Annotated in this window: 11 protein-coding genes; 6 read left to right on the top strand and 5 right to left on the bottom strand. The window is 64.4% G+C overall.

Annotated elements, in window-relative coordinates; translation table 11 throughout:
* Positions 1 to 11 precede the first annotated feature (11 nt).
* A complete protein-coding gene (locus ACWEF6_RS06830; protein WP_449682024.1) occupies positions 12 to 308 on the bottom strand; it encodes a hypothetical protein in 297 nt (98 codons plus the stop codon).
* A 169-nt stretch (positions 309 to 477) separates the two neighbouring features.
* Here ACWEF6_RS06830 and ACWEF6_RS06835 point away from each other — a divergent pair, with 169 nt between their 5' ends.
* Both ACWEF6_RS06835 and ACWEF6_RS06840 read left to right on the top strand, forming a co-directional pair.
* A complete protein-coding gene (locus tag ACWEF6_RS06835) occupies positions 478 to 2469 on the top strand; it encodes a helix-turn-helix domain-containing protein (protein ID WP_449682025.1) in 1992 nt (663 codons plus the stop codon).
* A gap of 246 nt (positions 2470 to 2715) precedes the next feature.
* Positions 2716 to 3147, top strand: coding sequence for a DUF488 domain-containing protein (locus ACWEF6_RS06840; RefSeq protein WP_449682026.1), 432 nt, complete (start codon positions 2716 to 2718; stop codon positions 3145 to 3147).
* Here the strand turns inward: ACWEF6_RS06840 and ACWEF6_RS06845 are convergent.
* On the bottom strand, positions 3133 to 3990 hold the full coding sequence (locus ACWEF6_RS06845) for a hypothetical protein (RefSeq protein ID WP_449682027.1): 858 nt from the start codon (positions 3988 to 3990) through the stop codon (positions 3133 to 3135). The two genes, ACWEF6_RS06840 and ACWEF6_RS06845, sit on opposite strands and share 15 nt — an antisense overlap.
* Positions 3991 to 4633: 643 nt before the next feature.
* The gene (locus tag ACWEF6_RS06850) at positions 4634 to 5887 is read right to left on the bottom strand and encodes a hypothetical protein (RefSeq protein WP_449682028.1); all 1254 of its coding nucleotides are present in this window, start codon (positions 5885 to 5887) and stop codon (positions 4634 to 4636) included.
* On the opposite strand from ACWEF6_RS06850, the gene ACWEF6_RS06855 reads away from it, so the two are divergent.
* Complete coding sequence (locus ACWEF6_RS06855; protein WP_449682029.1) at positions 5828 to 6679, top strand: AbiV family abortive infection protein; 852 nt, start codon at positions 5828 to 5830, stop codon at positions 6677 to 6679. The genes ACWEF6_RS06850 and ACWEF6_RS06855 overlap by 60 nt on opposite strands.
* Positions 6680 to 6896: 217 nt before the next feature.
* On the opposite strand, the gene ACWEF6_RS06860 is transcribed toward ACWEF6_RS06855, so the two are convergent.
* Positions 6897 to 7346, bottom strand: a complete 450-nt coding sequence (locus ACWEF6_RS06860) for a helix-turn-helix domain-containing protein (RefSeq protein ID WP_449682030.1) — start codon at positions 7344 to 7346, stop codon at positions 6897 to 6899.
* On the bottom strand, positions 7346 to 8314 hold the full coding sequence (locus ACWEF6_RS06865; RefSeq protein ID WP_449682031.1) for an ImmA/IrrE family metallo-endopeptidase: 969 nt from the start codon (positions 8312 to 8314) through the stop codon (positions 7346 to 7348). Before ACWEF6_RS06865 ends, ACWEF6_RS06860 begins: the two co-directional genes overlap by 1 nt.
* 29 nt (positions 8315 to 8343) lie before the next feature.
* On the opposite strand from ACWEF6_RS06865, the gene ACWEF6_RS06870 reads away from it, so the two are divergent.
* The 3 genes from ACWEF6_RS06870 to ACWEF6_RS06880 are packed head-to-tail and all read left to right on the top strand — an operon-like array spanning position 8344 to position 13234.
* Positions 8344 to 9651, top strand: coding sequence for a hypothetical protein (locus ACWEF6_RS06870; protein ID WP_449682032.1), 1308 nt, complete (start codon positions 8344 to 8346; stop codon positions 9649 to 9651).
* A complete protein-coding gene (locus ACWEF6_RS06875; protein WP_449682033.1) occupies positions 9648 to 12155 on the top strand; it encodes a ThiF family adenylyltransferase in 2508 nt (835 codons plus the stop codon). The genes ACWEF6_RS06870 and ACWEF6_RS06875 overlap by 4 nt, the downstream gene beginning before the upstream one ends.
* Positions 12152 to 13234, top strand: a complete 1083-nt coding sequence (locus ACWEF6_RS06880; RefSeq protein ID WP_449682034.1) for a patatin-like phospholipase family protein — start codon at positions 12152 to 12154, stop codon at positions 13232 to 13234. The genes ACWEF6_RS06875 and ACWEF6_RS06880 overlap by 4 nt, the downstream gene beginning before the upstream one ends.
* Positions 13235 to 13245: the final 11 nt, after the last annotated feature.

The raw sequence follows: 13245 nt of genomic DNA on the forward strand, positions 1-13245 counted from the left end.
CACCTTGTCGATCAGGGCTTGTGGCGCCCTCGGCGGCGCACAAAACCGTACGCACCTGCCCCCGTGCTTGCTCCGGCGATGACCGAACTCAGCCACCAGGAGCCGACCACGGCGTGGGCGACCAGACTCAGGCCCCAGAAGACCACCGCGAGCACGACCGCGACCGAGCCGAGCACGGCGCACACCGGGCCAGCCTTTGCCCAGTCGAGTCCGGTGTAAAGCTTGAGGACCAGGTCTTTGCCGTTCTTCGGTGAGCTGTCGTGGGGAAGCGCCACCGCGGCTTTCTCGCTGTTCGGATTGTCGGTCATCGTCGCCTACTCGGCGAGTGTCCCGAGTTGCCGTGCCGCCATCGTGCCTCCTGGGCTTCCTCGCCGTTCCCCGCTTGTGCGGTCATCCATGAAGTTTGCTCCTTGAGGATGATCAGCTCAAGCTCTAAGCTGGATATGTTCCGATCCAGAGCAATTGAGAGGCTGGTCGATGGGCGGAGCAGTGGGAGAGTCGGTTCGCCGGCTGCGGCGTGAACGAAAATGGAGCGCGCAGCGCCTCGCTGACGAATGCGCTCTGGTTGGAGCCACGAACCTGACCAGGGGAACGCTCGCCAAGATCGAATCAGGTGTCCGCAAGAACGTCACGACCGACGAACTGGTCGCCCTTGCCAAGGCACTCGGTGTGCAACCCGGCGCACTGCTCACCGATGGCGGGGACACCCCGCCCGCGCTGCCACCCCCGACCGCAGGCAAGCGGCCTTACCAGGGAGCTCCGCCGTCGTTGTCGAAACGAACGGCCCGCACGCTTGCCGACGATCTCGCTCGCCTCAACCAGGCGTCCCTGGATCGGCCGCTGCTCCCGGCGGAGACCTCTGACGTGGTCGTGCCGACGATCGCCGACGGCTACGTCGCGCCTGCGGTGAGAGTCGTTCAATCGGACCCCCGCAGTGCGCTCCATGACGAGATGTGGTGGGCTTCGCAGGAAGTGCACACCGATTCCGAACTTGTCATCATGCGCCATCTGGCGTCCGCAGCCGCAGTGAACGCGCCCGTGCTGATCCTTGGTCAGCCCGGCTCCGGCAAGAGCCTGCTCACTTCGGTGCTCGCCGCGCGGCTGCCTGCGGATTCTTTCGTTGCCATCCGTGTTCAGCTCCGCGATGTGCCTGGCAACGTCGGGTTGCCCGAACAAGTCGAGTACGCGCTGCGTCGGCAGTTGGCTGAGCAGGTTTCTTGGGCTTCCTTCGTGCGGACGATCGACAACGAGATGCCTGTGCTCCTGTTCGACGGGCTCGACGACCTGTTGTCCTCCGGTGAAACAAGTGGGCTCACCTACATGCAGCAGATCGCGGAGTTCCAGCGGATATCCCACGACGTGGGCCGCCCGGTGGCCGTGATCGTGACTGGCCGGACCGCACTTGTCAACCGCGTACGAGTGCCGAACGGTACCCTTGTCGTACGACTGGAACAATTCGACGACGCACAGATCGCTGGTTGGCTGGACACATGGAACGCTACCAACGCTTCTGTGTTCGCAACGAAGAATCTCCAGCCGCTGGCCGCAACGACGATCGCCGACTACGCCGAGCTCGCAAGACAGCCGATTCTCCTCGTCGCTCTTGCCCTGATACATGCCGAGAACAAGCTGGTCGCAGGTCTTACCAAGGCGCAGCTCTACCAGGCGTTGCTGGAGTCGTTCGCCGCCCGCGAAATCCAGAAGTCCGAATTCGGGCACACGCCGAACTTGGCCGACAAAATCGAGGAATACCTGCGACAGTTGGCCATCATTGCGCTGGGGATGCTCAACCGTGGCAGCAGGTCGATCTCGAGCCGTGATCTCGACTTCGATCTGTCTGCCATATTAGGCACTGACCTCACTCGAAGGCAGTCAAGTGCTCAGAATGAGCTGGTCAGCCGATTCTTCTTCCTGCATACTGTGCGAGACTCCGCCGACGAGCCGCGCGTACGTACCCACGAATTCCTCAACGACACCTTCGCCGAGTATCTGGTTGCGCGATTCATCTTTGCGCTGATCAACGATCTCGTCGAGTACGGGCGGAGCCGGTTCTCCCAGCTGGTTGACGACGGCTTACTCTACTCAGTGCTTTCGTTCGCTGTACTCAGTCGGAGTCCGGCGATTGTCGACTTGCTGGCGGGTATGGCTGCGCAACTGTCAGCCGCCGAACGTGCCGAACGAACGAACCTATTGCTGCAGCTCTTCCGTGCCTCCGGAGCAGCCCGCCACCGGGACGACCGGTTCGGCTACGAGCCCCGGCGTCTGAGTCTCCAGGCTCGGTATGCCAACTACCGAGCGAACCTGGTAGTGCTTATCATCCCGATGGCCGATGATTTCCACGCAAGCGACCTGTTTGAGTCGGAGGGGGATTTGGACCGGGCCTGGCAGCGAGAACTGCTTTACTGGCAGTCGCAGCTCGACGACATGGACTGGGAAAACTTGTGCGAAATCTTGAGCGGCATCGGCTAGCTTGATCTTTACCTGTTTGGCGGGTCGTGGGTTACTCGACTCCTTTTTCCTTCTTGGAGTGTTCGTGGTGGTGACGGTGCGGATGCCGCGGCCAGGCGGGGCCGCTGTTTCGATGAACTCCTCCTCTGGCTCGCTGGCCTCGAGTGTTGCCGACCGGACTTCGCACGGAGACGAGGAGAGGGGGAAGGGACGGCCGGAGACCAGCCATGAAAGGGTGTCGGTATGAGGAGGGCGGATACAGCGGGTGTGCGTGACGGCGCGATCGGTGTCGGGTACGAAGGGCAGGAGATCCGGGACTTTGTCGCGGCGCTGGTCCACCGGGGTATTACCAGGCTGGTGGACGTACGGCTGACGCCGATCTCGCGCAAGCGCGGGTTCAGCAAGACCGCTCTGCGGGAAGCCTTGTTCGAGGCCGGAATCCAATACGATCACCGTCGGGAACTCGGCAACCCGAAGACCAACCGCGCCGGATTCGCCGGTTCGGAGTCGGAGCTGGCTGAAGCCAAGGCGCGGTATGTCGCGACGCTCGATACCGACGAGGCTCAGCGTAGTCTCGACGACTTGGCGCAGCTCGCGGTGAAGGAGTCTCTCGCCGTTCTGTGCTTCGAGGCTGACCAGCGACGATGCCATCGAGACGTGGTCCTGGAGGAGATCGCCGGTCGGTTACCGCGAAGCTGACTTCGCGCGAGGTGGGTAGTAGACGCCGAGGACGCTGAAGATGCGGGGGTGTGCGGCGACGTTGCCGACGTAGAAGGCGACGTCATGGCCGGGCCCGCAGATTTCGTCCAGGAAGCGTCGGCGCAGGTGCTCGGCAGCGCTGTCGCCGTCCATGCCGCGCAGGCGCAGGAGTTGGAAGGCGACGAACTCCCAGTCGATGAAGCCCTGCTTGTGGCCTCCGCAGTCGGGTTCAGCGCACTGGCAGTGGTAGGTGCCGGCGAATCGCGGCGCGCGCAGCGGGGTGCGGTCTTCGTTGTCGAAGAGGCTGAACTGGCTGACGTAGCCATTGATCTTTGCTTGCTGTTCTTTGGTCCACCCGGCATGACGGGTTATGCGCAGATCGGTAATCCGTCGTGGTTGGATCAAGGCGAGCGACTGGCTGGCCATGGTCGCTCCGCGGTGCAGCCTGCACATCGTCGTGTCGGTGCTGACCGCTGGGTCCAGCCATCGGCGCCGAGGCGTCCAGGGGTTGAGGTGCCCGGTGACTTTCAGCGTGTGCATCTGCGGACGCCAGCATTCCCGCCGGCTGTCTTGCCGCGCCGGAACGGCCTTGACCGAGACGATGTCGTACTTCTTGAAGGTTTCGTTGCCCCCGAGTTCGCGGAAGTTGATCGGGTACAGGCGCACCCACCCCGGACGACAGGGATCGAGGCTTAGGCCGGCGACGCAGACGGTCTCCCCGTACTTCTCGGACGGATTCGGTGCTGCCTTGACGGTGATCAGGACTTTCAAGGTGACGGCCTGGTCGCCGGCTGGTTTCTCGGGGAGTTCGTCCGGCTGCCCGAACATCGACATCTGGGTCATCGGCCCTCCTCGCCGATCATGACTACCGAACGTAACTCTCGAATCTCCGAGAGGAGAACACCCAATCGAGTGAAGCTTCTGGCGGACGGCGCCTGCGCCCAGCCGAAGGCCGCCTACCTCTTACTACAAAGCCGGACGGAGTTCGCTGCGAAGAACACGACCTCGAGCGGCTTGGGACGAGTCGCTACAGCGCTCTCTGTCTGGAGGTTGGTGACGGTGTTGATGGTGACTCCTGGTGGCGTCCGAATCGACGTCACCGAACGGGGGACGGCCAGCCGGCTGACTGAGGATCGGTGATTTCCCGCTGATCTGCTCCGGCGTCGTCGCGAGCCTGTCGTCGCCAGGATGGCAGCGTTCAGTGCGTAGGCTCTGCGCCCCCGACGGCTACCACGAGAGATCGCTGGACGTCGGAGTGTGTCCCGATTGGGCCCGGACTGCTCACCACCTGCGGCCCGGCCAAGCCGCCCCCGGTCGGGTGGCTGCGCTTCGCCGGGATGGAGGAGGCTTCCCGTGTGAGCCGGCCCCGCGGCAGGCGCGGTCGTCGCCGGAGAACGTGTCGGCCGCGGTGGACGTGCTTCGGGCCCGGGTTCGCTCGGATCGCCGGTGATGCGCTCGAACGCGCTGGATCAGGCCCTCCTGGGATTTAAGAACGCGTTGGCCCTGGCGGCGGGCCGAGTCCGGCGCCGAAGACGACCGCTTTGCGGGTGGCCAGGATTTCCGCGATCAGCTGTGCGAGTTCGTCCGTGCCGGTTCCGCGGGTGCCGATCCACGCGTCACGGACCAATTCGGTGAACAGAGTGTTGTTGACGTGGCGGCCCGCGTTGGCGTATCCGATTCGCACCCCACCTCTGGGACCCATAGCTGCGGTGGTGACCACTTCTTCGAAGTGTTCGCGCGCCAGGTACAACCCTTTGATCAGGGCGCGAGGATCTTCGGAGGCGGCCGACGGGTTGCACAGCTTGACCCAGCATGGTCTGCTGGACAGCCGAAAGCCGCCATCGGTCGACGTTCCGAAGACCTGATCCACTTCGCGCATCCTGGCGAGTTCGTCGTCCATCTGCTTGTCCGGCCGGTAGGCCAGCGTCGACTCTCCACCATCGGCAGATTCACGTCTCATCCGCTTGTACTGCACCAGAACGAATGACCGGTGTGTTTCGTTGTAGTAGACGAGATCGACGCCGGTAGACCTTTCCAGCGGCTCCATGTTGGCATTCATGACGAACACGGTGGTGTTCCGGTTCCCGAACACCCGCCAGTCGACGTGGCCGCCGGCTTGCTCCGCCAGGCCCGGAAACCGGGCGACGTCGTGGTCGATCAAGGTCTCTTCCGAGACGTACCGCTGTTGCTCGACTCCGGCCAGGAATGACGGCGCCTGAGGATCGGGTCGCCAGTCGCGCAGGACGTCGCGCCGCACACCGCTGATGTCGAGAACCAACCCTGTGGCATCTCGCTGTTCGTCGAGCAGGAGACCTCGCCTACCGAAGGGCCGGCTTCGTCGGTACGGGGCGTTGAGCCGGTTGATCAGCGGCGCGTATTCCGGGAGGAGCGCCCGCAACGCCGCCACGGTCGCCACACCTGTCCCCTCCGGCAGCAGTCCGGTCCGGAAGTACTCCTGCACCTTCGGCGGGAGCTGGGCACGGACTTCCGCGAGGGGCAGGGACGGTATCGGTTCGATGTCGACGATTTCGATCCGCCGGTCCCATGTCGTTATCGCGTTGCCAGCGATCGCCCGGCCGAGCCAACGGACCTCTTCTTCGTGCACCAGGAGGCACAAGTGGGTTTCGGTTCCAGCCCAGGCGCGTCGAGGCCAGGGAATCGTGAGTCTGCGGGCCCGGCCGTGAAGATCGGCGATGTCCAGCAGTTCGGTGAGATCTTCACCGTGGATGACGGCCACCATGGCGTGATCCTGCCACATAGTCCTATCGATGCGAGCTGCTTGCCGGTAGCCTTACAGGGTGGCTTCGAGCAGCGTGTTCCCGCCGGAAGGGGTCGGGCGGTGAAGCCGGCGCCGGTGCTCACCCGAACACAACTCGCCGAGATCGCGCGTGCAGCGTTGGACAATTCCGCTTCGCTGCTGGACGACGCGCGTGTGCTTCTGGACGCTGGCCGATGGCCGCGCGCACATGCTCTCGCAGTTCTGGCCGCCGAGGAGTTCGGGAAGTTCTTCCTGTGCATCGTTGCCGGGCAAACGGTCGAATCCGCCGATGCGGCAGCGTGGAAGAATTTCTGGCAGCGGTTCAGTAGTCATCGTGTGAAGTTCGCGGCGTGGTTCGGACAGTACGTCGATCAGCAGAATTGGGGTCCGGTCGGTTCGGAGGGTGACGAGGGTTGGGGACGTGCGTGGGACTCACGCAAGGACGAGGCGTTTAAGCATGATGTGGCCAAGCAGGCTGGCCTGTACGTGGGATTCGATGTGACCGCCGGGGTGACGAGCATTCCGGCGGAGGTGCTTGGTGAGAAGCGGGCGGCCGAGCTGGTGGGGATGGTCGAACCGATCGTCGGACTCTGGATGGCGATCGCGCCACGGGACTTGACGGCGATGGTCACTCCTGATCCGAGAGTGACGGCCCTGCTGGCCGAAGCTGCGAAGCTTCGCGCCGAAGCAGGCGAAACCAGTTCCCCGATTCCATCATTTGATAAGTTATGGAAAAAAGTAAAAGATCTTGACGACTCCGCTTCCAATTTATAGTCAAGTTATTCCCTGTCGGTGTAACGACATCGGGGCTGTGCTGACTTGTCGGAAACTCTAACGTTAATTCTTCGACAAGGCGTGAATCTAATTCAGGTGCGCTTTGAGTCAGGATAACTTTCGGATGAGACTGGCGTAGTTGGCGATTCCGATTCTGGCGGTTGCTGGATGTGATCGGCCTCGTCTGAGGTTCAGCTTCGTCTGCTGACAATGATACTTAATGGTTGTCCATCGACTCGCTAACTCTAATTGCGGTATAAATATATCGCCATCGTTCGATCGTCTTGGGGCGCTCACCTCGGAATTGAATTGCATTAAGCATTTCAATGTCTGCTTGAGGTAAGTTGTCTGCTTCTGCGAACTTTTGAAGACTTTCCGGCGGTGGGCTTGCTGTTGCTGTTGTTAGCAGTTTGCGGCCTAGTAAATCTGACATAGTGACGCCGAGAGCTTGGGCGATGGCATATAGCGTCTCGGCGGAGGGGCGACGGCTCTTCGCTGTGGATGTCTGCTCGTTCTCCAGTGCGGACAAGTATCCCTTGCTTACTCCGGTGGATTCTGCCAATTGATTCAGGCTGAGATTTCGGTCTTGTCGGTACTTGCGTATTCGTGCTCCCATGCCGGAGTTGCTCGACTCGTCCTGCGTCGAGTTGTCCGCGTTCTCGTTCATTATGACCTCCCGAGTGTTGCTGGGCGGGTGATCACGGCGAGGACGCGCATGTGAAGATCTCCGTTGTTGTCATTGTATGGTGAATATATAGCGCCGATATGAACATTGTCGATTTGTGGTATTCCTAAACCTGCAAGGGATGTCAGTTCATCCGACGCTCCGTCGAGTATGGCTCGGTAAAAGACGCTGCTATCGGTGGCTGATTTATACTTAGGGATGAAAGGCCATTGGCCTGAACTGTAGTGATATTGAATTCGCAGTGCGGGCGAGCTGTTGGGTTGGGTGGGCTTGCACGAAACCTCGAGGGCGATGAACAACGTCGGTTCGGGGTTGAGGGTGACGATTCGGCGCGCGGTGGCTTCGAGGCTTGCTTCGTACCGGGTTGCCAGATCTCTCACCAGGCTCGAAGTTATGGCCATGCCCGTCAGGTCGTTTAGGAACGGCCTGCGAGGGAGAAGCAGTTCGGCGGCGCCGACGTCACACAGCTTCTCGAGGGCGGGATCGCCAGGGCGGACCAGGCCATCGGCGATGCCGGGGTGGCACCGGTATTGCGTCTGCATGCTGAAGCCCGGGAAGAAGGTGTGCACGACTTCGTGCAATGCAGTGAAGCGCTGCCGTGGTCGCGGATGGGCAGCGTTGACGGTGATCACCAAGCCGTCGGAGGTCCAGGCGATGTGCCCGGACCAGTCGATGTTCGCCTCCTCGATGCGGACGACATCTCGGAATGACGCGACGATCGCGTGGTCGACCGCGGGGGACAGGTCAAGCTCCTCGAGTAGGCGCTCCGCCAACTCGATGATCAACTCGGCGTCGGTCGCACCCGGCCGGGTCAGTCGGGCCCGCTCGAGGTCGGACACCATGCGCTCCTCCTCGGGGTTCTTCTCGGAGGGTACCCCGTTCTCGATCGAGAACGCGACCATGTAGGGTTCTCGATCAAGAACATCTAGGATGCGGTCGAGAACACCCACTTCGGGGTCGACCGGGAATGAGGTGCAGCATGGACGTCGAGCTCCCCGCGATGGGTGCTGTCTTCTGGCCGGTCGGGTCGGGGGACAGCACCACGGTGGTCGTGTCGGACGAAGTGGTCATGCAGATCGACCTGCGAGACATGGCCAAGGCGGACATAGAGGACAACCCGGAGACGCCGGTCGTCGACCGATTGGTTGAGGCCCTGCCGACGAACGAACACGGCGATCCGTACCTCGCCGTGTTCGCCCTGACGCACGCTGACCAGGACCACTGTCTGGGGTTCGCGGAGCTGCTCGAACGGGTGACCATCGGTGAGCTCTGGGCCACGCCGCGGCTGTGGCGGGAGTACGAGCAGGCCACAGACGAGAAGCTGTGCGACGACGCGAAGGCGTTCCAGGAGGAGGTCGAGCGCCGGGTCGCAGCCGTGCTCGAGGCGGTGGCGGGCGGGCGGGAGCCGGACAGCGGCGATCGCGTAGTGGTGTTCGGCTACGACACGGAGCACACCAAGCACGCCTACGACGAGTTGCCCGAGGAGTACAAGTCGGGCCCAGGGAAGTCGATCACTACTCTGGACGGTCACCCGTGCGAGGGCCGGTTCCACGCCTTCATTCACGCGCCGTTCGCCGACGACTGCGCCGCGGCCCGCAACGAGACCTCGCTGGCCATGCAGGTCACGCTGACCGACGACAGCGGCCAGTCGGGACGGATGCTTCTCTTCGGTGACCTCGCCCACGACACGATCATGAAGATCTTCGACACCAGCGAGGCGAAGCAGCACGAGCAGTACCTGGAGTGGGACCTGCTGCTGGCGCCGCACCACTGCTCGAAGAAGGTCATGTACGTGCCCAACTTCGACGGCACAGATGTCCTGCAGCAGGACGTGCTGGACGCGTTCACCCGCTATGCGGCGGATGAGTCGGTGATCGTCTCGAGCAGCGGCGTGATCCCGGCACGCGACGAACCCGGGAAGAACCCTCCCCACCGCAAGGCCGCCGACCGGTACGCCGAGATCACGGACGAGTTCGTGTGCACGATGTCGTGGCCGGACGCCGACGCGCCGGTCCCGGTCGTCTTCGCGGTGGACGACTCGGGGCCGCACCTCGTGCGCGACGACACGGTCGAGCTGGCCCGAGCCGTTACGAAGGATGCCGCACCGCGGTCGAGCCGGCGCCTGGCCGCTGTTGCTGTCGCCGCGGCGGCGGTTGGGGCCGCGTTCGTCGCTGCCCAGGCGCGGGGGGAGACTCCCGACGATGGAGCCGGGGCCGGCAGGCTGCGCAGGGCGATCGCCGTCAGTCGAGGTGGTGCGGCGCCCGCGAGCCCGGTCGCGTTCGGATGACGAGCCAGGCGGTCGAGCTGGCGGCCGCCCAGCTCGAGGACCTCGAGGCGCTGAGCGACGGCGCCTTGGAGATCCTGGACCGGCCCGATGGCGATGGCGGCGTCGGCGGCTTCGTGATCTCGATCGAGACAGGCGTCAACGGTTCCGGAGCCGGGGTGCGGGTGCGTGCAAGGGAACGGTTCCGGATTCTGGTGACCGAAACATTCCCGTTCGAACCACCGTCGGTGCTGGTCGAGCACCGACGGTGGGCGCACTCGCGGCATGTCAACTGGGGCAACGTGCTCTGCCTGTACGCGGCGCCCTCGGTCGAATGGATCCCCGCTGACGGCATGCGCGGTCTCGTGGACCGGCTCCTGACCTGGCTTGGACACGCTGCAGCAGGCACACTCGACCCGGACGGTCAGCCGTTGCACCCGCCGGTCGCCTTCCCCACGGCGCCCGGCTGCACGGTCGTCGAGCCTAACCTCGGCGACCGCGTCCCCTGGGCTGGTGGAGCGAGCAGTGGAGTGGCGCTGCAGTTCGCCTGGTGTGTTCGAGACGGCGATCGGATCGACGTGCTGGCCTGGTTCACCGCAGACCAGGTCGTCGCCCGGGCCAATTCGGAACGTGCGTCGCCCACGAATCCCCAGGGGAAACGGTACTTCGTCGCGCTTAACGTCCTCCTCTCCGAGGAACTGGGCTGGGAGTACCCGGCCACGGCGGCTGACCTTGCCGAACGGCTGTCCCGGGTCGGATACCCTCACGAGGCGCTTCTCGGCGATCTGGCCTGGACGAGCCAGGCGAACCAGGTCCTGCGGTCTCGCGGCTCGACGAACTCTGACAGGGATCCGGTAGTCGTGCTGCTCGGCACGCCCTCCCGGCGGATCGCCGGCAGCACGAGGCTGGCGCACCTGGTCGCGTGGAAGCTGGACCAACGCGGTGAGGACATCGCCGGGCTCCTGGCCAGGCCGCCCGGCACCTTCACCAAGAAGATCGATCAACAGCTGCAAGCCACGGCGCGGCGATGGCTGGACACCGCCGACGTGCGCTGGATGAGAGTGTTCGACCAGCGGACCGAGATCACGCAACGTCGCGACGATCGGACCGCGGCGTCCTGGCTTCGGCGCGCTCGCGTACTCGTACTGGGGTGCGGCGCTCTGGGTGCCCCCGTTGCCGAATACTGTGTCCGCGCAGGCGCGCAGCGCGTGACGGTGCTCGATCGCGGGGTTGTTACGCCGGGCATCCTGGTCCGTCAGCCCTACTCCGACGGCGACATTGGGCAGTTCAAGGCCGCGGCCCTGGCCGTCCGCCTGAACGCGATCACCCGGAAAGGGACAGTCCGGAGCGTGGTGGGCAACGCCATCGAGTTCGTGCTCGGTGACCTCGATCCCACCGTGTTCGATCTGATCGTGGATGCAACCGCGGACAGCGGGACCCGGGCCGCCCTTGAGCGGGCCCACCGCACCCGCTCTTCTTCCCGTGGTCCGTGGCCGCCGGCCGTCACGATGATCATCGGCCATCAGGCCGATCTTGGGCTTGTGACGGTCGCACGGGCGGGTGCCACCGGGACAGGTCACGACATCTTGCGACGCGTACTGCTCCGCGCCCGCCGTACCGGGATGCCGGAGTGGCAGGACGTCATTGCTGACTTCTTCCCCGACCCGCCCCGCAGTGGCATGTTCTTTCCCGAGCCCGGCTGTTCCGAGCCGACGTTCGTCGGCTCGGCTGCGGACGTCACGGCGCTCGCTGCCGGACTGTTTACTGCGGCGGTCGAAGACTTGGCCGCGGAGCAGGCCGGTGAGGCGACGATGTCCGCAATCGCGGTGCGCCGGCCCCGCGTGACGAACGCGCGACGGCACGTTGCCGAGGCTCTCGCCTGGCCCAATGGCGTCGTTCGGACCGATCCGGGCACCGGGTACGACGTCCGGATCTCCGCCGAGGCGATGGCCGAGATCCGCGCGGAGGTCCGTCGCGGTCGCCGCGTCCGGGGCCGCGACATCGAGACCGGTGGCATGGTGCTGGGGGCGATCGACGAATCGACCGGCGTGGTCAGCGTCGACCTCGCCACCGGGCCCGCACCCGACAGCAAACTCTCCAGCTCCTACTTCTTGCACGGAACGACAGGAACTCAGGAGCTCATCGACCACTACGCCCGCCGGACCGGTGGCATCACGGGATTTCTCGGGTTCTGGCACACGCACCCCGGTGGTCCTGCCGCCCCCAGCCCGACCGACAAGGCCGGAATGACGGCCTTGACGACTCTCGCGGGTACCGCCGACAAGGCACTGATGGTGATCCTCGGCGGCTCGTCGCAGGTGTGGACAGCCTGGACCGAAGGAGACGGCCAGCCCGACGTTTACGTCCGGGTGGTCACCCGCGATCCGGCCGCGATATCGTCCGGCGCAACGAGTCGAGAGCCAGCAATTCCACCGCCAGGCACCTACTTCGCTGGCGGCTTCTCCACGGCGCCCGGAGGCGTCCCTGTCCGGCAACGGCGCCGGTGGTTGTGGTGGGGTAAACGGTGAACACGGAGCCCGCGGTCGGTCTTGCCCTGTCCGGGGGCGGCTTTCGGGCGGTCGCTTTCGGACTGGGTTGCCTGCGAGCGCTCCACGACTGTGATGTGTTGCGCCACGTGAGGGTCGTCTCGGGCATCAGCGGCGGCAGCCTGCTCGCCGCGATGTGGGCCTACGGGCCGCCCTCCTTCACGGAGTTCGATGAGGCCGTCACGGAACTGCTCCGCTCCGGACTGCAACGCGATCTCGTGCAGCGGGCGCTCGCGCCGCTGGCGCTTGCGCGCGGTGCCATCGGCGCAATCCGCGCGATGCCCAGGCGCCGTCCACGTGCCTTCACCCGGACCGAAATCCTTGCCCAGGTGTTGGGCTACCGGCTGTTCGGCTCACGAGACCTCACCGAAGTCACTCACCCGAAGTTGGCTACGGTCATCTCGGCCACGGACCTCAGGACGACCAACGCGGTGCGGTTCGGCAGTGCAGTCAGTTCCTGCTCCGCCTACGGGCAAATCACCGACCCCGTTCCGGTGGCGGACGCAGTTGCGGCCTCGGCGGCGTTCCCGGCGTTGTTCTCGGCACTCAACCGGAACTACGACTTCCAAGACAGCCGGGGGCGGCGCGAGCAGCACACCCTGGCGATGACCGACGGAGGTGTCTACGACAACCTCGGGCTCTCGCCCCTGCTCCCCGGCCGATCAACCACGCACACGAGCCACGTCTACGACCTGGACTACCTCATCGCGGTCGACGCCGGACGCGGACGAACGCGCAAGAGCCGACCGGCGTACCTTCTTGGCCGCTTGCAGCGAAGCTTCGACATCGCTTACGCCAAGGCCCAGGACGGCATGCGCGCGCAGCTCAACCTGGCGGCCTCGTCAGGACACCTCCGCGGATTCGTGCACACCTACCTAGCGATGCCAGACGACAAGCTGCCGATCCCGCTCGCCGACCAGGTGCCCCGGGCGGCTGTCCTGGACTACCCGACGAACTTCAAGGCTATGCAGGCGGGCGAGCTGGAACTTTTGGCCACCCGAGGTGAACAATTGGCGCGTGTACTGCTGAACCACTATTGTCCGATCTTGTGCCGATCGTAAGGCGCTGACCG

The sequence above is a fragment of the Amycolatopsis sp. NPDC004772 genome, from assembly GCF_053601215.1.